Origin of the sequence: Saccharicrinis fermentans DSM 9555 = JCM 21142 (assembly GCF_000517085.1) — a bacterium.
In the GTDB taxonomy this organism is placed as follows: Bacteria; Bacteroidota; Bacteroidia; order Bacteroidales; family Marinilabiliaceae; genus Saccharicrinis; species Saccharicrinis fermentans.
Map to the genome: position 1 here is coordinate 5,310,245 of NZ_KI912107.1, position 19,381 is coordinate 5,329,625.

14 protein-coding genes, 2 pseudogenes and 1 CRISPR repeat array (1 of these 17 only partly in view) are annotated in these 19,381 nt (G+C 38.6%); of the genes and pseudogenes, 11 read left to right on the plus strand and 5 right to left on the minus strand.

What is annotated here, in order from left to right; translation table 11 throughout:
• Positions 1 to 190: direct repeats of the CRISPR family, unit length 31 nt; unit sequence ACCCTTAATCGTACCATACTGGAATTGAAAC; it begins 107 nt to the left of the window's first position.
• A gap of 9 nt (positions 191 to 199) precedes the next feature.
• Positions 200 to 694 (minus strand): annotated as a pseudogene (locus CYTFE_RS31595) (ISL3 family transposase).
• On the minus strand, positions 684 to 1,421 hold the full coding sequence (locus CYTFE_RS31600) for a transposase (protein ID WP_262505213.1): 738 nt from the start codon (positions 1,419 to 1,421) through the stop codon (positions 684 to 686). The pseudogene CYTFE_RS31595 and the gene CYTFE_RS31600 overlap by 11 nt, the downstream one beginning before the upstream one ends.
• A gap of 99 nt (positions 1,422 to 1,520) precedes the next feature.
• Here CYTFE_RS31600 and CYTFE_RS0121845 point away from each other — a divergent pair, with 99 nt between their 5' ends.
• From CYTFE_RS0121845 to gcvH, 8 genes and pseudogenes are all read left to right on the plus strand, one after another.
• The gene (locus CYTFE_RS0121845; RefSeq protein ID WP_027473561.1) at positions 1,521 to 1,775 is read left to right on the plus strand and encodes a hypothetical protein; all 255 of its coding nucleotides are present in this window, start codon (positions 1,521 to 1,523) and stop codon (positions 1,773 to 1,775) included.
• 209 nt (positions 1,776 to 1,984) lie between these two features.
• Positions 1,985 to 2,650, plus strand: coding sequence for a hypothetical protein (locus tag CYTFE_RS0121850; protein ID WP_027473562.1), 666 nt, complete (start codon positions 1,985 to 1,987; stop codon positions 2,648 to 2,650).
• 235 nt (positions 2,651 to 2,885) lie between these two features.
• A complete protein-coding gene (gene tnpA, locus CYTFE_RS30195) occupies positions 2,886 to 3,047 on the plus strand; it encodes an IS66 family insertion sequence element accessory protein TnpA (RefSeq protein WP_244880345.1) in 162 nt (53 codons plus the stop codon).
• Between the two features lie 58 nt (positions 3,048 to 3,105).
• Positions 3,106 to 3,378 (plus strand): annotated as a pseudogene (locus CYTFE_RS0121860) (transposase domain-containing protein); the annotation flags it as partial.
• Between the two features lie 2,066 nt (positions 3,379 to 5,444).
• A complete protein-coding gene (rnr, locus tag CYTFE_RS0121865; RefSeq protein ID WP_027473564.1) occupies positions 5,445 to 7,607 on the plus strand; it encodes a ribonuclease R in 2,163 nt (720 codons plus the stop codon).
• A gap of 466 nt (positions 7,608 to 8,073) precedes the next feature.
• Positions 8,074 to 8,673 carry a TetR/AcrR family transcriptional regulator gene (locus CYTFE_RS0121875; RefSeq protein WP_027473565.1) on the plus strand — a complete coding sequence of 200 codons (600 nt, stop codon included), beginning with the start codon at positions 8,074 to 8,076 and terminating at the stop codon, positions 8,671 to 8,673.
• 64 nt (positions 8,674 to 8,737) lie between these two features.
• The gene (metA, locus tag CYTFE_RS0121880; protein ID WP_027473566.1) at positions 8,738 to 9,655 is read left to right on the plus strand and encodes a homoserine O-acetyltransferase MetA; all 918 of its coding nucleotides are present in this window, start codon (positions 8,738 to 8,740) and stop codon (positions 9,653 to 9,655) included.
• 113 nt (positions 9,656 to 9,768) lie between these two features.
• The gene (gcvH, locus tag CYTFE_RS0121885) at positions 9,769 to 10,146 is read left to right on the plus strand and encodes a glycine cleavage system protein GcvH (RefSeq protein WP_027473567.1); all 378 of its coding nucleotides are present in this window, start codon (positions 9,769 to 9,771) and stop codon (positions 10,144 to 10,146) included.
• Between the two features lie 160 nt (positions 10,147 to 10,306).
• On the opposite strand, the gene infB is transcribed toward gcvH, so the two are convergent.
• The 3 genes from infB to rimP form a co-directional block, all read right to left on the minus strand.
• Positions 10,307 to 13,414 (minus strand): translation initiation factor IF-2, encoded by a 3,108-nt coding sequence (infB, locus tag CYTFE_RS0121890; RefSeq protein ID WP_027473568.1) that lies wholly within the window; start codon positions 13,412 to 13,414, stop codon positions 10,307 to 10,309.
• Positions 13,415 to 13,481: 67 nt separating this feature from the next.
• Complete coding sequence (gene nusA, locus CYTFE_RS0121895; protein ID WP_027473569.1) at positions 13,482 to 14,717, minus strand: transcription termination factor NusA; 1,236 nt, start codon at positions 14,715 to 14,717, stop codon at positions 13,482 to 13,484.
• Between the two features lie 21 nt (positions 14,718 to 14,738).
• Positions 14,739 to 15,203 (minus strand): ribosome assembly cofactor RimP, encoded by a 465-nt coding sequence (rimP, locus tag CYTFE_RS0121900; protein ID WP_027473570.1) that lies wholly within the window; start codon positions 15,201 to 15,203, stop codon positions 14,739 to 14,741.
• Positions 15,204 to 15,439: 236 nt separating this feature from the next.
• Here rimP and CYTFE_RS0121905 point away from each other — a divergent pair, with 236 nt between their 5' ends.
• From CYTFE_RS0121905 to CYTFE_RS0121915, 3 genes are all read left to right on the plus strand, one after another.
• Positions 15,440 to 16,702: an HD domain-containing protein gene (locus tag CYTFE_RS0121905; RefSeq protein ID WP_235208218.1), complete on the plus strand. Its 1,263-nt coding sequence runs from the start codon at positions 15,440 to 15,442 to the stop codon at positions 16,700 to 16,702.
• Between the two features lie 122 nt (positions 16,703 to 16,824).
• Positions 16,825 to 17,865: a UDP-3-O-(3-hydroxymyristoyl)glucosamine N-acyltransferase gene (gene lpxD / locus CYTFE_RS0121910; RefSeq protein WP_027473572.1), complete on the plus strand. Its 1,041-nt coding sequence runs from the start codon at positions 16,825 to 16,827 to the stop codon at positions 17,863 to 17,865.
• Positions 17,866 to 17,905: 40 nt separating this feature from the next.
• Positions 17,906 to 19,306 carry a bifunctional UDP-3-O-[3-hydroxymyristoyl] N-acetylglucosamine deacetylase/3-hydroxyacyl-ACP dehydratase gene (locus CYTFE_RS0121915; RefSeq protein WP_027473573.1) on the plus strand — a complete coding sequence of 467 codons (1,401 nt, stop codon included), beginning with the start codon at positions 17,906 to 17,908 and terminating at the stop codon, positions 19,304 to 19,306.
• The last annotated feature ends 75 nt before the right edge of the window (positions 19,307 to 19,381 follow it).

The window sequence follows — 19,381 nt, forward strand, 5'->3', positions numbered from 1 at the left end:
AACAGAAAGAAGCTCTCTCGCTAATAAACCCTTAATCGTACCATACTGGAATTGAAACGGGCTTCAGATAGCTTTTTTTCGCCGGCTTCTTTTTCCTTAATCGTACCATACTGGAATTGAAACTTGTAATGTCTCTTGTATTAAATCTGCGCTTATGTCCCCCTTAATCGTACCATGCTGGAATTGAAATTTATCGATGTTATATGGAATATAGTGGGTAATCAAATTTTAATTTTCCGCATGTAAAATAGATCATGTTGATAAAATTGTTAATATTCCGATATCTTCTGGCTCTTTTTTTTGCCAGTTGTATCTTGGAATTAATACCTTCTAAAATTCCATTGTTTATTTAGCTTTCGATATAATTAAAGATACCACTCCAATGTGCTTTTATGGTGTTGACGACCTTTACAAAAGGGGCGATTTTACTTTCTGATGCTATGTCGCACCAATAAGCTAAATATCCTTCTGCTTCTTCTGTGTTTTCAATATCCCAAAAGTCTTTAAACAAGTGCATAAGCCTATAGCCGTCACCTAGCCTTGGATACATCTCTAACAATAAGTCGCGCTCGTTCTGCAGCTTAGGAACCAACTTGTTTTTGAGGAATGTATACCTATGTCCTTTTAACATGTCGTTACCTTTGCGTTCCACTTTACAACTCATCCATAGCATTATTAACCTCCTAAATGACATGAAACTTGTCAAAGGTAATTGCAGCTTTAGGCAAGTGTTCCAAGCAACCAGAAATAAAAGCTGGGAACATATCTATGCTGACTTGTTTAATGCATTCTGTATCAATAGATTTCTCTTTTAAATATTTAACTGACTCTTCTATATTATCAGCTCCTTTGCCAGGACTTGCAAATAATACCCTACGCTGTTCGATATCAACCATTGTCGTGACATAATTGTGTCCCTTTTTACTGGATGTCTCATCGAACCGAACAGCTTCAAGCTCCTCAATGTCATCTGCATCATGGGCTTTAGACACCCAAAAAGAAAAAATATTCCATAGCCGTTGGGGATAGATGCCCATAATACTTGAGGCTTTTTTTACTGGCATTTCATTTTCAATTAACAACATAGAATATGCTTCGAACAGTAGTGTAAAGCCGCTGCCCTTACGTGCCCAAGGCACTTGTTGCGTAACAACTTTTCCATCCTTTTGCTTTACCCGTGGTACAGAGACATGTATAAAACATTTGTGTTCGAAAAAATTTAAGTGTTGCCAAGTCCGCTCTACTGTATCGTATGCTGTATAAGAATCTCCATCCGTAGAAACAAATTGGCTTCCTCGCTCAAAAGATAAATCTATATGTAGTTCTCTTGTATTATCATTTCTTTTAAAACTTACTGATGAAACTTGCCATGGCAGATTCAACCCTAGTGCTATCGAGAATATTTCTTTGCTGTTATCCATAACATAAAAGTAACATCTTTTTATGATTACCCATTATAAATCATACAGAGCCAAAATTTTATTTTGTATCTTTAGTTCTATTAATAAAAAACTTAATCAATGACTAGTATAAATATCACCGTAGGACACAAAGTAAAAAGATTTCTTGATAACGCAGCTATTAGGGACATCCAAAAAGATTTTAAGAGTCGTGCTGTCAATAAGCTGTCACCCATAAAAGACCTAATCGAAGAAGAGGGTGGTACTATTGTTATTCATCTCTCTGACCTTGACTCTATGAAAATTAATATTAGTCTTTCTGGGTTTTCTCCTGAGCTTCATGCCAAGATTCAGAATTCTCTTGAAAATATTTAACCGCTAATGGTTTTCATCAAGAAACTGTTTTAATATAAGAAACTGTTTTAATTTACCTATTTCCTCTGTAAGCTCTTGTATTTTTGTAATGTCTTGAAGTACTCATCATAGTGAGTAAATTCATGCTTAAAGTGTATTGTAAAATGCAACTCAAACTGGTAAGGTCAACACTTACTTACTAAAATAGACAAAACCAAAAAACAGATCTAATGAAAAATATATACAAAAGAGAATATACAGGTTTTATCCTAATTGCTTTAGGAATTATGCTTTCATTCTATTTTTTAATAGAGGGAAACTTCTTGATTTGGGACGGAGTATTAGATCCTGAACAATTAGCACGTTTCGGAGGGTTAATAGGAGGGACTATAGGTGTAATATTTTCACTTGCTGCTTACATTCTTATTTATGAAACATTCCGTTTACAAAAGAAGCAACAATTTGAATCGATGTTTTTTTCTTTGTTCAATGAATTCAATAATTTTAGATATAATTATTTTTCTATTGATCATTCATGTGAAAAAATAGCACCAGGAATAAAGGCATTTACTTATTTCATTGAAGGGACTGATTGCTTAGGTTTAAAAACTTCGAAACATACCATTTCTGAGAAAGATTTTAAGAATATTGCAATTAAATTTAAATCACAATTAAATAAGTTTTGTAGCCATCTAGATATGATACTGTATTTGCTAAATAAGCAATCTGAACTTAATAATACAGAGAAAAAGTATTACTTAAAATACATATTAAGCCAGTTGACAGAACATGAACGTTTTCTACTTTATTATCGCAATAAAATAGAAGGTATAGAGTATAACAATATAGATTCTTTAGAAATTAAAGACCCTGAAAAAGTAATACCAGACAAATAATAATATACTCAAAAAATCCAACGAGACGCATATCTAATAGAAACCAAGTTATTTATCAGATGAACAATCAAGAAACAAATAAATCTCTTATAAGAGTAGAAGCAACGTTACTGATAGGTGCTTTTTTTGTCATAATTATGCCTTATATATTCATCCAAGAATCATTATTTGGTAAGTCTTCGGTCTTTCACATATTGCGACCTTCATACTAGAGCAGTTTCTTTGATGGCAAAAAATGAGAATGACATTAACAACATTTAAGCGTCTGTATAAAGATTATCAGGAATCAGGTTTGAACATAAAAGATTTCTGTAACAACCAAGATTTGGCTCCTTCCACTTTTTATTACTGGCGAAACAAATTGGAAGAGGCATTAGCACATGAGCCAGAAAGCTAAAATCTATCAGGTTGAGCAAATGGCCACCGATCAGAACATGAATTACAAGCAAAGAGCTGAAAATGCAATTAGGCCGTTAGCAGTTGGAAGAAAAGGCTATCTGTTTTGTGGCAACCATGATGCCGCAGAAAATGCAGCAATTATGTACTCACTACTGGGATGCTGCAAAGCCAGTGATGTAAATCCTCGCGAATGGCTTACAGATGTATTTTCTAAGATTGCGTTATACAACAGCAATTATGATTTAGACTTGGCTGATCTTTTGCCGCACAATTGGAAAAAGTCTAATAGTTGTCAGAATATTCCAAAAACACCCACTAATTTCGATTAATTCCAAAAGATTCCAGTAAAACTTAGAGAATTCCAACGCTCCAATCGACATCCAGATTGGAGCATTTTTTTACTTTGCAATATGTAGCAGATCGCATATTTACTGAATATTAAACTATCAATAAAACGACCGCAGGGCAGGCCAGAACAATAGCCCCGGGGCCGGCGTTGGCGAGAGAGCTTCAAGGGCGCACTCGAGGTGGTAGTGTGGCTGGCCTAGCGCGAAAGAAGAGTGTGCAGGATGGAATTGGAGCTCGGTGTGGGTTGATAGCGATCTATTGTTCTAGACTTTTTTGGTCCTTTTTGTGGCAATGACAAAAAGGACATGACGATAATTTTCAATCAATGAGTGATTCTCATTTGAAAGCTCAACTATCAGGTTAACGAGCGCAGGGTTGGCCAGAACAATAGCCGTGGTCGGCGGCGAGAGCTGTAACCCGGAGAATGCATTAGAAAATCTATTACGTCTTTAAATGGCTTCAAAAGAAGTCACTACGTTACTTTTCTTCAACTCACCATAGTAGTTGCTATGGCTCGTCTCAGAAAATTCTTCTTTTATGGCCATTTAGTTGGCGAGTTGTCTAAATCGTTGTAGTTGGCGAGTTGGGAAGTTGTGTTTCTCAGATATTGGAAACCTACGTTTTAAATATAAATCCAGGTAGAACATAGAAGCTCTCAGTTATAAAAATCCGTATTTAAGCTTTCTCAATTAAAGGATATCTTCCATTTAAATAAGAAAGTTTCAATTTAAAAACCGCAGGGCAGGCCAGAACAATAGCCCCGGGGCCAGCGTTGGCGAGAGAGCTTCAAGGGCGCACTCGAGGTGGTAGTGTGGCTGGCCTAGCGCGAAAGAAGAGTGTGCAGGATGGAATTGGAGCTCGGTGCGGGTTGATAGCGATCTATTGTTCTAGACTTTTTTGGTCCTTTTTGTGGCAATGACAAAAAGGACATGACGATAATTTTCAATCAATGAGTGATTTTCATTTGAAAGCTCAACTATCAGGTTAACGAGTGCAGGGTTGGCCAGAACAATAGCCGTGGTCGGCGGCGAGAGCTGTAACCCGGAAAATGCATTAGAACATCTATTACGTCTTTAAATGGCTTCAAAAGAAGTCACTACGTTACTTTTCTTCAACTCACCATAGTAGTTGCTATGGCTCGTCTCAGAAAATTCTTCTTTTATGGCCATTTAGTTGGCGAGTTGTCTAAATCGTTGTAGTTGGCGAGTTGGGAAGTTGTGTTTCTCAGATATTGGAAACCTACGTTTTAAATATAAATCTAGGTAGAACATAGAAGCTCTCAGTTATAAAAACCCGTATTTAAGATTTCTCAATTAAAGGATATCTTCCATTTAAATAAGAAAGTTTCAATTTAAAAACCGCAGGGCAGGCCAGAACAATAGCCCCGGGGCCGGCGTTGGCGAGAGAGCTTCAAGGGCGCACTCGAGGAGGTAGTGTGGCTGGCCTAGCGCGAAAGAAGAGTGTGCAGGATGGAATTGGAGCTCGGTGCGGGTTGATAGCGATCTATTGTTCTAGACTTTTTTGGTCCTTTTTGTGGCAATGACAAAAAGGACATGACGATAATTTTCAATCAATGAGTGATTCTCATTTGAAAGCTCAACTATCAGGTTAACGAGCGCAGGGTTGGCCAGAACAATAGCCGTGGTCGGCGGCGAGAGCTGTAACCCGGAAAATGCATTAGAAAATCTATTACGTCTTTAAATGGCTTCAAAAGAAGTCACTACGTTACTTTTCTTCAACTCACCATAGTAGTCGCTATGCCTCGTCTCAGAAAAGCCTTCTTTTTTGTAGTAACCATGATGCCGCAGAAAATGCAGCAATTATGTACTTACTACACCATACTGGAATTGAAATGTGGCATAATAGGGGAGAGGGAGTGGAAATATTTATACATACCTCTATAATTTAATATTCTCCTTAATGGTAGCAAATCGTTTTAGGGTTTTAAAACCTTGAGGGACTATGTGATTATATTGGTATAAAATAGCTATTGTCAATAGAAAATTTGTTATTTTGCAGTTAGTAATATTAATAAATGAAGATACCCATGAGTGGTAAAAAGAAAACAAAAAAAAGAAGTAGGGGATTGAAGAAAAGTCAGATAGTAGGTCTTGTACAAGGCGTATTTACGAATAACCCTAAAAATACATATAACTACAAACAGATATCGGAGCTGCTGGGCCTAAAAAAAATGGTTTTGAAGCAAACAGTGGTGGAGGTTCTGTACGAATTATTGGAGAGTGGTTTTTTATCAGAAGTAAGCAAGGGAAAATTTAAGTTGTTGTCACGAGGTGCTTTTGTGGTGGGCAGGGTTGATGCTACCAGCACAGGTACTGCTTACATAGTGCCCCAGGACGGTATTGGAGATGATGTTTTTGTGAGTCAGCAAAACCTGCGAAATGCTTTAAATGGTGATTTGGTTAAGGTGCATACTTTTGCAAAACGCCGAAGGAAGTCCCTTGAGGGTGAAGTTGTTGAAGTCCTGGAGCGTAAACGGAATACCTTTGTGGGACGAGTGGAGATATCAAAGAGCTTTGCTTTTCTGGTAACAGATAAAAAAGTCATGTTCAAGGATTTGTTTATCCCAATGGCTAAATTGAATGGTGCAGAGAATGGCCAGTTGGCTGTGGGTCGGATAACCGATTGGGATGATTATACGAAGAATCCTTTTGGTGAGATTGTGGATGTGCTGGGTGATGCTGGAGAGAACAATGCCGAAATACATGCTATCCTGGCCGAATTTGATTTGCCATATGAATATCCGGAAAAAGTAATAGAAGCTGCTGAGAAAATAGGTGATAAGATTAGTGAAGAAGAGATAAAAAAGCGACGCGACTTCAGAAAAGTGACCACCTTTACCATTGATCCTAAAGATGCCAAGGACTTTGATGACGCGCTATCCATACAAAAATTGGATAATGGAAATTGGGAGGTGGGCGTACATATTGCCGATGTAACGCATTACGTAAAACCCAAGACTATTATCGATAAAGAAGGTTATGAGCGTGCTACCTCTGTTTATTTGGTTGATAGAGTTGTGCCGATGTTGCCAGAGAGACTTAGTAATGGGGTGTGCTCTTTACGACCCCATGAAGAAAAATTGTGTTTCTCAGTCGTGTTTGAATTGGACGACAATGCGAATTTGGTGGATACCTGGTATGGCAAAACCATTATCTATAGCGATAGGCGTTTTACCTATGAAGAGGCCCAGTCCATTATTGAAACAGGTAGCGGTGACTTTAAAAATGAGGTATTGACATTGGATCGCTTGGCTAAAGAACTCAGAAAACAACGTTTTGCCCATGGAGCCATATCCTTTGAGCGTGTGGAAGTGAAATTTGATATCGATGAAAAAGGGCATCCGGTGAGTGTCTTTTTTAAAGAGTCGAAAGATGCCAATAAGTTGATAGAGGAATTTATGTTATTGGCCAATAAGCGAGTGGCTGAATTTATTGGTAAAAATGAAATATCTAGTGGTCGCGGAACTAAGGCCAAGACCTTTGTTTACAGAGTACATAATAATCCGGATCCGGATAAGTTTGAGAACTTTGCGCGCTTTGTGCGTAAATTTGGTTACGAGGCCATGCCTATGGGAGAGGAGCGAATCAGTAGTTCTATCAATCGACTGTTAAAGGAGGTAGAAGGAAAGAAAGAACAAAATATTATTGAAACCTTGGCCATACGAACCATGGCTAAAGCTACCTATTCTACCCATAATGTAGGTCACTATGGTCTTGCTTTTAAACACTATTCGCACTTTACTTCTCCCATACGTCGTTATCCCGATATGATGGTTCATCGTCTATTGGAATCCTATTTAGAAGGTGGTCGTTCGGCTAATATTGAAAAAATAGAAGACCAATGTAAACATTGCTCTAAGATGGAAATGACGGCTGCAGAAGCAGAAAGAGCTTCCATTAAACTAAAACAAGTAGAGTTTATGAAAGAGCATGTAGGGGGCGAATTTACGGGTGTTATATCCGGCGTTACCGAATGGGGATTCTACGTGGAATTGGATGATAATAAATGTGAGGGAATGGTTTCTATACGTAATTTGGGTGATGACTTTTATCGCTTTGATGAAGAAAATTACTGTATCGTAGGTCGAAGATATAAGAAAAAATACCAACTGGGTGATCCGGTTACTATACTTGTAGCCAAGGCCAATCTAATCAAGAAACAATTGGATTTTGAGTTGGTGTCTGACTAGTAAATAGCACCTGATTGTGACTTGCTTTATTCCCATTTAGTCTTTGCAAGAATACTCCAAACACTGCGTTATTCTCATTTTTGAAACAGTCATTTACAAACAGTAAACTGCTTAGTTTCAAAAATATAGAAAGCCTTGTCTTTGAAACTTTTTGTCAAAGACAGAAAAGACGGTTGTTTTCTTGCAGCCACTATTTATTATGCGCTATTTACCTTTTGCAAACAGTACGCAATTGTACATAGCCGTATTTTTATTGAAATATGGAGTGGTTTTACCAGGATATTCATGATCGAACAATTGACTTTTTATGTCAAATACCATAAGCCACCTTATTTTATTGACTTATTTCTTCGAACAAAATGTTCAACTAAATATTAGGGCGATGTATATTCAGAGGTGAAAGTCTTTTAATTGCCATTGTAATTTCGTATATTTGTATATAAACGTAAAAATCCCGATATGCCGTATGACAACTGAAAGCCTTAATTACAATGAATCTGTACGTGTTTCCATATTGGAAGCTGCGCAGAGCTTGTTTGCCAAATTTGGCTACAAGAAAACCACGATGGAAGATATTGCTCTTGAACTCCATAAGGGAAAGAGTTCTTTGTATTATTATTTTAAGAACAAAGAAGAGATATTTCAAGCGGTTATAGACAAGGAACAAGGAGAGTTGATCTCTAAGCTGAAGGTTGTTGTGGAATCAGACAAGAATCCGCAAGAAAAGCTAAATGATTATGTGCTCACCAGAATGAAAACCATCAGTGAGCAAAATAATTATTTTAAGGCCCTTACCGATGAGAGATTTGGGGGGATTGAATTTGTTAAAACAGTGAAGGAAACCACCGAGAAAGCAGAAGTTGAAATGATAGAGCTGATCATCAATGAAGGTATTGCTGATGGTTCGTTCCATATGAAAAATGTTCATATGGGTGCTATGGCCATTGCCTTGGCTTTAAAGGGTGTTGAAATACCTATGTTTAAGGCAGCCAATAAATATGAAGATATGGTTGAGCAAGTTCAAAATATACTTAATATTTTGTTTTTTGGGTTAATAAAACGGTAAAATATCATTGTAAATTAAGAAATAAGGCCGTAATTTACGGCCTTTGTTGCTAAAAAAAATTAATATGCCTATAAAAATCCCGGATAAATTACCTGCACGTAATGTGTTGGAAAGTGAAAATGTTTTTGTGATGGATGAATCGCGCGCATGTCAGCAGGATATTCGTCCATTAAAAATTGTCGTTTTTAACCTGATGCCCTTAAAGATTACCACAGAGGCACAGATTATGCGGGTATTATCCAACACACCTTTGCAGGTGGAAGTGGATCTATTGATGACAAGTACACATGCTCCAAAGTCTACTCCCAAAGAACATTTGCTTAATTTTTATAAGACCTTTGAGGAGGTGAAAGGAGACAAATATGATGGTATGATTGTTACCGGTGCACCTGTTGAACATCTGGAGTTTGATGAGGTTACCTATTGGGAGGAGTTGAAAGAGATAATGGAGTGGAGTAGACGAAATGTAACCAGTACTCTCCATATTTGCTGGGGTGCCCAGGCTGGCTTATATTATCATTATGGGGTTCCTAAGTACCAACTTAGCGAAAAGCTCTTTGGTGTCTTTGAACATAGGGTCATTGATAAAAAGGAGCCACTGATGAGAGGTTTTGATGATGTTTTTTATGCACCACACTCCCGTTTCACAGGTGTCAGGGCTAAGGATATAGATAAAATACAGGGTATCAAAATTCTGGCAGAGTCAGACGAAGCTGGTGTTCATATTGTGGCTTCACCCGACAAACGATTGATTTTTGTTACCGGTCATGCAGAGTACGATCCTTTTACATTGCGTGAGGAATATTTTAGAGACCTGGAAAAGGGAGATAATATTTCTATCCCGAAAAACTATTTTCCCAATGATGATACAGCCAACGATCCTATTGTTCGTTGGAGGAGCCATGCCAGCTTGATGTTTACAAACTGGTTGAACTATTACGTTTATCAGGAAACCCCTTATAAACTGGACGAAATAAATTAGTCGTGGACTTGTAGTAGCTAGTTAGTAGCGAAATAGTAAACCATGACATTTACCATGAATTGCAATAGTATTTTGTTTTAATTTTGATACTCATAATTTAAAAAAGCAGACAAATGAATGTTCCCGAGAATTTAAAGTATACAAAAGATCATGAATGGGTTTTAATTGAAGGCGATAAAGCAACTGTTGGTATCACAGATTTTGCACAAGGTGAACTGGGTGACATTGTTTTTATCGAAATAGAAACCGAAGGTGAAGACTTGGATAAAGAAGAGGTTTTTGGTACCATTGAGGCAGTAAAAACCGTTTCTGATCTTTACATGCCTGTTAAGGGTAAGGTGCTTGAAGTGAATCCTGCATTGGAGGATCAGCCTGAATTAGTAAATAAGGCACCTTATGAAGGTGGTTGGATGGTTAAAATTCAAGCTGAGGATGCAGCTGATTTTGATCAGCTATTATCAGCAGAGCAATACAAGGAATTGATTGGGTAGTTATACCACCTAATATAATCGCATATACTAACCCGGGGATTTTCTTCGGGTTTTTTATTGCCCTATTGTTAAGGTGGAGGCATATTCGAAATTAAGGGCAAAAAAAATCCCTGTTCAATAAAATGAACAGGGATGCTATATAAAGAATTTTTATTTCAGCTTATAGTTTTCTTGAAACCTCAACTTCTTCAAATGCTTCAATAAGGTCGCCTTCTTTAATGTCATTGTAGTTGGTGATACTTACACCACACTCATAACCAGAAGCTACTTCTTTCACGTCGTCTTTAAAGCGTTTCAAGGCAGCCAAATCACCGGTATAGATAACGATACCATCTCTGATCAAGCGGACTTTTGAATTGCGCTTGATTTTACCCTCTTTCACCATACATCCGGCAATGGTACCCACTTTGGTGATTTTAAATGTTTCACGTACTTCAAGTGTAGAAGTAACTTGCTCCTTAATTTCCGGAGAAAGCATTCCTTCCATTGCCCCTTTAAGCTCCTCAATGGCATCGTAGATGATTGAGTACAGTCGTATGTCGATTTCTTCTTTCTCGGCTATCTTACGAGCTGCCATAGATGGGCGCACTTGGAAACCAATGACCAAGGCGTTGGAAGCTGTGGCAAGCATGATGTCCGATTCTGAGATTTGCCCCACGGCTTTGTGAATTACATTTACTTGTATTTCGTCGGTGGATAGCTTGATCAGGGAATCAGAAAGAGCCTCAATGGATCCATCCACATCACCTTTCACAATCACGTTCAGTTCTTGGAAGTTACCAATGGCAATACGACGACCTATTTCGTCTAGTGTAATATGCTTTTTGGTTCTCATGCCCTGTTCGCGTTGCAACTGAGTACGTTTGTTAGTGATTTCTTTGGCTTCACGTTCACTTTCCATCACATTAAACTTCTCACCTGCTTGTGCAGCTCCATTCAGACCCAGCATTAAAACAGGTTCCGAAGGCCCGGCAGATTTAATCCTTTGGTTACGTTCGTTGAACATAGCCTTCACGTGTCCCATATAGCTTCCAGCCAATATGATATCACCAATATGTAAGGTACCTGATTGTACCAGCACTGTGGTCACATAACCACGACCTTTATCTAATGATGATTCAATAACTGAACCAACAGCTCTTTTGTCTTTGACAGCTTTCAGCTCCAGTAGATCAGCTTCTAGCAATACCTTTTCCAACAGCTCTTCGATGTTAACACCATTTTTGGCTGAGATCTCCTGACACTGGTACTTACCACCCCAGTCTTCCACCAGGTAGTTCATATTGGCAAGTTCTTCTTTGATCCTATCCGGATTGGCGCCCGGTTTATCAATTTTGTTGATGGCAAACACGATGGGTACACCAGCTGCTGAAGCGTGGTTAATGGCCTCAACGGTTTGGGGCATCACATTATCGTCTGCTGCGACTATAATAATAGCGATATCAGTAACCTGTGCACCACGAGCACGCATGGCGGTAAAGGCTTCGTGACCCGGAGTATCCAAGAAGGTTATTTTTCTACCTGAATCCAATGACACAGAGTATGCACCAATATGCTGGGTAATCCCCCCAGCTTCACCTTGAATAACGTTGGCTTTACGAATATGGTCAAGCAAAGAAGTCTTACCGTGGTCAACGTGTCCCATTACTGTTACGATAGGAGAACGCTCTTCCAACATTGTTTCATCTTCTTCCTCTTCCTCTTCAATGGCTGCTGCCACCTCAACACTGATGAATTCTACCGTATGGTCAAATTCCTCCGCTACCAAGGAGATGGTTTCAGCGTCCAAACGCTGGTTGATTGATACAAACAAACCAAGACTCATACAGGAGGCAATAATTTGATTTACCTGTACATCCATCATGGAAGCCAATTCGGCAACCGTAACAAACTCAGTAACCTGTATAATATTCTTTTCTTGGTGTGCCAATTCTGCTTCGGCCATTTGTTTTTGGCTTACAGCATCACGCTTATCTCTTCTGTGTCGAGAAGCTTTTGACTTACCTTTATTGGCCGTTAACCTAGCCAATGTGTCTTTGATTTGCTTTTGTACGTCTTGTTCGCTAATCTCAGCTTTAACCGGACGGCGGTGGGCTGGTTTGCCTCTGCGAGGTCCTTTGTTATTCTGACTGCGATTATCTTGTGTACGCTGGCCGGCAGGACCACGGTTAGGTCTGTTTCCACTTTGTCCACCTTGACCACTCTGGCCACCTTGTCCTTGTGTACGTTGACCTTGCGATCTTTGTCCTCCCTGCTGGTTCGACTTTTCATTGATATTAACGCGTTCTTTATCCTTGCGGATTCTTTTGCGTTTTTTCTTTTTCTTGTCGGCGTTATGATCCGATTTTGTGGGCGTTGTTGGCAGTACAATCTTTCCAACCACTGTTGGACCCGAAAGTTTTTTTACCTGAGTAGGTTTAAATACTGAATCATCTTCAGTAGATTCTTTTTTGCCAGGTTCAGCCTTTGTTTCAGTATTAGCCACCTTTTCTTTTGTTGGTTTATTTTCTGTTGGTGTTTTCGCTTCCACCTTTGTTTCAGGTTTTGGCTTTTGTTCAGCAACAGTGTTTTTCGCTTTCACTTCTTTAGTGGGTTCAGTTTTAGCGGTTTTGTTTTTTTCTGGTTGAGATGCCGGCGTTTTTTTAGGCTTTTTGAGAGAATCGATATCGATTTTTCCTACCACCTTAGGTTCCTCAATATTTTGTTTGGCAGTTGGTATATGAGGAGCTTCTACCGGTTTCTTCTCTTCCTTTTTGGGTTCAGCAGTTTTTTCCTGAACAGGCTTTTCTGCTATTTTATTTGGTGCTGCAGCAGCATGAGTTTCCTTGGGAGTCTCTTTGGGAGCTTCCACTTTTTTAGGTTCCTCTTGTTTTTTCTCGGCGGCAGGCTTTTTCTTGCTAAATTGATTTAAGTCAATTTTGCCTAATACCTTAGGTTCCTCCGTCTTGGGAGTCTCTGTTTTTTCTACAACAGCCTCTTTCTTAGCCTTAGCAGGTTCTTGTTTGGGAGCCAGGTCTTTTCTCACATCTTCAATGGAGATGGTCTCCTTTTGAGGTTTTTGCTTGCTAAGAGCCTCTGATCTCTTACGCACATTAAGGTCGGTGTTATATTCGTTTTGAATATGGTTGTACATTTCATCCGACACCTTAGTGTTAGGGTTCGTTTCAACATCGAAACCTTTTTTATGTAGAAATTCCACTATCGTGTGAATTCCTACATTAAATTCTCGAGCTACTTTACTTAGTCTATTTGTTTTACCAACTGCCATATTGGGAATTAATGATTTTCTCTAAAATTAGTTACATAAACTATTGATATCCGCAAAAATAATACATTTATTCAAATTCTGCGCTCAATATTTTTATTACATCTCTGATGGTTTCTTCCTCGAGATCCGTTCTTTTTACCAAATCTGATATACTAAGATCGAGTACCGATTTAGCGGTGTCACAACCAATAGCTTTTATCTCGTCAAGAATCCACCCTTCAATTTCATCTGTAAACTCGTCTAAGCTTACATCCTCATCGTCCACTTCCATTTCGCGGTAAACATCTATCTCGTAACCTGTTAGTTGGCTGGCTAGCTTAATGTTTAAACCTCCCTTACCAATGGCAAGGCTTACTTCATCGGGACGTAAATATACCTGTGCTCTTTTGTCATCTTCAAAAAGCTTGATGCTGTTAATTTTTGCCGGGTTCAACGATCGTTGTATAAATAGTTGAACATTGGTTGTGTAGTTAATAACATCAATATTCTCATTGCGTAGTTCACGGACAATGCCATGAATTCTTGATCCCTTCATACCCACGCAAGCACCTACTGGGTCAATTCGTTCGTCATATGATTCTACTGCTACCTTGGCTCTCTCGCCCGGTATACGTACAATCTTTTTAATCGTAATCAATCCGTCAAAAATTTCAGGTACTTCCAATTCAAATAATCTCTCAAGAAATACCGGAGAAGTACGTGATACTATAATTAATGGATTGTTATTTCTTATTTCTACCTTTACCACTACAGCTCTTAGATTATCTCCTTTGCGGAAAAAATCGGAAGGAATCTGTTCTGCCTTGGGTAGAATTAATTCATTGCCTTCGTCATCCTGAATAAGAATCTCTCTCTTCCATATTTGATATACCTCCCCTGTGATGATGTCACCAATCCTGTCTTTATATTTATGGTAGATGTTATCTTTTTCAAGCTCTAAAATACGTGCCGATAAATTTTGGCGTAGACTCAATATGGCCCTTCGTCCAAAATCCAGGAAACGAACTTCGTCGGTAACTTCTTCACCTATTTCGTAATCTTCATCAATTTTTTTAGCGTCTGTCAACGAAATTTGAAGATTGTCGTCTTCTAATTCATCGTCTCCAACAATTTCGCGGTTACGCCAAATCTCAAAGTCTCCCTTGTCCGTGTTTATTATAACATCGAAATTCTCGTCAGTTCCAAAACGTTTAATCAAAACGCTTCTAAAAGAGTCTTCGAGCACTCTAATCATAGTTGCTCTGTCAATGCTCTTCAGTTCTTTAAACTCCGAAAAAGTATCAATTAAATTAATGTTTTCCATGACTTTATATTTGCCGGCTCGTTAAAACGAAACAATTATTTTTACCGATTTAACCTCGTCGAACTTATAGTTGCGATTAAATACTTTCAATTCTTTTTTCTTCTTTCCTTCAATTTTAACCTTTTTCTCTTCTTTTACCAAAAAATCGGCATCATTTACTTCCATAAGTGTGCCTTTGAAGGGTGCATTCTCAAACGGTGTTACTTCCACTTCTCGTCCAATATTCTTTTTATACTGATCTAGTACTTTTAATGGTTGTCCTAATCCGGGTGTGGAAACTTCAAGTTCAAAATCTTCTTCTTCGCGATCGAACGATGATTCTATTAAACGGCTTATCTGTATACAGTAGTCAATGCTGATGCCGTCCATGCTGTCTATTAGAACCGTTATTTTATTAGCGGTAGAAACTTTTACTTCAACAATAAAACAACCGTCAGCCTCAATCTTCTGAGTTATTATTTCGAGTATTTGTTCTTTTGTAATCATCGCCTATTGGTAATAAAATAGGGGACATCCGCCCCCTATCCTTAAGATATTTAGTTAAAAACCGCTGCAAAGATAGTTATTATGCTTTTAATATGCAACAAGGTGCCAATACTATCAATCAAATGAAGACTAAAATTATAGCTCGTATTTTTTTTATCGTGTGTTATAGGGTTCTTTTAGTGGTTGTTTTGCACATAAAATTCTATATTGCGATTGTATTATTTAAATTGTTTTTTGTGAAAAGAATAGTCGCATCTAATAAATTGAAAATTATTAATGATCCTGTTTATGGATTCGTGAAAATACCGTTTGATTTAATCTTCGACCTATTACAACATAGATATTTTCAGCGTTTAAGAGGTATTAAACAATTGGGCTTAACCTCAATGGTGTATCCTGGTGCTATGCACAACCGGTTTCAACATGCGGTGGGGGCCATGCATCTGATGGGGCAGGCGGTGAGTGTGCTTCGTTCTAAAGGGGTGGATATTACCGAAGAGGAATCAAAGGCTGTTCATATGGCTATCTTGTTGCATGACATTGGACATGGGCCTTTTTCACATGTGCTGGAACATTCAGTGGTGGGGGGTGTTAGTCATGAGGAGATATCTGTTATGTTTATGGAACGTTTAAATGTGGCATTTGATCGGCAGCTTGATTTGGCAATCCAAATATTTAAAAATTCTTATTCCAAAAAATTCCTTCACCAGCTGGTGAGTAGTCAGTTGGATATGGATAGACTGGATTATTTAAGGCGTGATAGTTTTTTTACCGGTGTTACGGAAGGAACCATCGGCTCGGATAGAATTATTAAGATGTTGCATGTTTTCAATGACCAGTTGGTGGTAGAATCAAAGGGTATTTATTCCATCGAAAAATTTTTAATTGCACGAAGGTTAATGTATTGGCAAGTGTATTTACACAAAACGGCGGTGGTGGCCGAAACTATATTGGTGAGTGTGTTAAAGAGGGCCAAGTATTTGAGTCATCGGGGTGAGCGATTGTTTGCCACGCCGCATCTAAGCTTTTTTTTAGAAAATGATATTTGTGGGGAAGACTTTAAAAGGGATGTAGGTGTGTTAGATAAGTTTTCCCTGTTGGATGATGGAGATATTATGTCGGCCATTAAAATCTGGACACAGCATGATGATTTTGTTTTGTCCACATTGTCTAAAGCCATTATGAACCGAGATTTGTTTCATATTGAATTGCAAAAAGAGCCCTTTGATAAGCGTAGAACCAAACGCATTGAAAAGAAAGTGAGTGAAGAGTTGGGCCTTCATAACGAAGAGGTGGCATATTTTGTAAATACCAAGAGTATTCAAAATCATGCCTATAGTTTAACCGACGAGAAGATAAATATTTTATTTTCGGGAGGTGTCTTAAAGGATATTTCAAAAGCATCGGATATTTTAAATGTATCTGTGTTAAGTAAAAATGTTAGAAAAAACGTGCTTATTTACCCTAAATCTATTCGTAACTGGGCACAAGAAGTATAATTAAACTTTATGGTCGAATGGTTCTTTGTGTGGAGTCCGCAAGGCGCTGACGAAGAAAAATGGTTCAAACCATGGGCTTAATGAAGATAATATTATTAGATTTGCACCAAATTTTTTAAAAAATGGAATTCTCAGCTAAGCAAATTGCAGAATTAATTGATGGAGAGATTGTTGGAAATCAGGACGTTACTATTAGTGATGTTTCAAAAATAGAGGACGGTAAACCTGGAACTATCTCTTTTTTAGCCAACCCTAAATATACTAAATACATATATGATACACGCGCCTCAGTGGTGATTGTGAATAATACTTTTGAACCGGAGAGGGAGGTTCAGGCCACCATGATTAGGGTGGAGGATGCCTATAGTTCGATTGCGAAACTGATGCAGATGTATGCAGAAATGAAGCCTCGTAAAACAGGTATTGAACAACCTTCGTTTATTTCGGATACTGCTTCTCTGGGCGATTTTCCTTATGTGGGTGCCTTTGCCTATATTGGTGATCATGTAAAAATTGGAAATAATGTAAGTATTTTTCCCAATGTGTACATTGGCGATCATGTAAGCATCGGTGATAATTGTATTTTGTATCCAGGAGCAAAGATTTATAATTCATGTGTTATTGGAAACAATTGCATTTTACATGCCGGGTCGGTTGTGGGATCTGATGGATTTGGATTTGCGCCCGGGGCCGACGGGGAATTTACCAAGATACCCCAATTGGGTAATGTGGTGTTGGAAGATAACTGTGAGATTGGTGCAAATACCGCTTTAGACAGAGCTACAATGGGCTCAACAGTTTTAAAAAGGGGTGTGAAACTGGATAACTTTGTCCAGATTGCCCATAATGTTGAAGTGGGCGAAAATACGGTGATCGCAGCCATGTCGGGAGTCGCTGGCTCTACGGTGATTGGAAAAAACTGTATGTTTGGTGGTCATACCGGTGTTGTAGGCCACTTGAAAGTGGCTGATGGCGTTAAGATGGGGGCTTATACGGGTATCGGAAATAACGTAAAAAAAGAAGGAGTGTTGCTTAGAGGTACTCCCGCCATTGAAGCAAAAGCTTTTTCCCGTTCGTGGGTAGGTTTTAAAAATCTGCCTGACTTGATGAAGGATGTGCGAACACTTAAGCAAGAGGTGAAAAAATTAAAAGGCGAAGAATAAACTATGAATAGTAGTTGTTATTTAGCAATGATATTTTAATATGGTAGAAAATCAGAATACACTGGCAAAAGAGGCTACTCTGCAAGGGACAGGGTTGCACACTGGAGCAATGGTCACGATGGTGCTAAAACCGGCACCGGAGAATCATGGATTTAAGTTTAAAAGAACCGATCTGGAAGATCAACCTGTTATAGCTGCTTATGCAGAAAATGTGACTTACACTCAACGGGGTACCGTACTGCAAAAAAATGATGTGTCGGTGAGTACGATTGAACATTGTTTGGCTGCGTTGCGTGGTTTAGGCGTAGATAATTGCCTGATAGAAGTGGATGGTCCGGAGATTCCCATATTGGATGGTAGTGCAAAGTATTTTGTGTCAGCTATTAAAGAAGCCGGTATTCAGGCACAAGCAGCCGAAAGAAAATATTTTGTAGTGAAAGAAAAAATGGTATTTGAGGATAAGGAAAAGGGAATCAAATTGGTGGCGATGCCGGATGATTCTTTTAGTATCGATACCATGATATCATTTGAAAACTCCGTTTTACTGGGAAGTCAGTTTGCCTCTCTGGCTTCATTAAGCGATTTTGAAGAAGAAGTAAGTGCATGTCGTACGTTTGTGTTTTTACACGAGGTGGAAATGCTGATGAAGCATAACCTGATTAAGGGCGGAGATCTTGAAAATGCAATCGTTATTATAGATAGAGATGTAAATCAAGAGGAGTTGGATAGATTGGCCGACTTGTTTCATCAGCCCAGAGTGGAGGTGAAACCTATTGGTATATTAAATAACCTGGAGCTGGTGCATCATAACGAACCTGCCCGCCATAAATTATTAGATGTGATCGGTGATTTGTGTTTGGCCGGTCTACCCATCAAAGGTAAGATTATAGCTACACGACCCGGACACCAGTCTAACGTTGAGTTTGCTAAGATCATACGTGCTGAAATAAAGCGCCAGGCTAATAGACCAGAGGTGCCACATTATGATCCGAATAAAGAACCTATTTGCGATATCAATAAGATAAGAAGTATGTTACCTCATAGATATCCGTTCTTGTTGGTGGATAAGATTATTGATATCCAGGATAATTCAGTGGTGGGGGTTAAGAATATAACCTTGAATGAGCCATTTTTTCAAGGACATTTTCCCACAGAACCAGTGATGCCAGGTGTGTTATTAGTAGAAGCCATGGCGCAATGTGGCGGAATATTTGTTTTGAATCAAGTGGAAGATCCAGAGAACTATTCTACTTATTTTATGAAGCTGGATAATATTAAGTTCCGTAAAAAAGTAGTGCCCGGTGATACCGTTATTTTTAAGTTAGTATTGGTAACCCCTATGAGACGTGGTGTCGCTAATATGAAAGGGACTGCTTTTGTAGGTGATGCAGTGGTGGCAGAAGGAGAATTCATGGCCAATGTAACCAGAAATAAAGCTTAAAATAAGTAGTTAACAAGAATAAATATAAACGGTTCTCATTGCTTGGTTTTTAAAAGCCATTATATGTCAATTTGT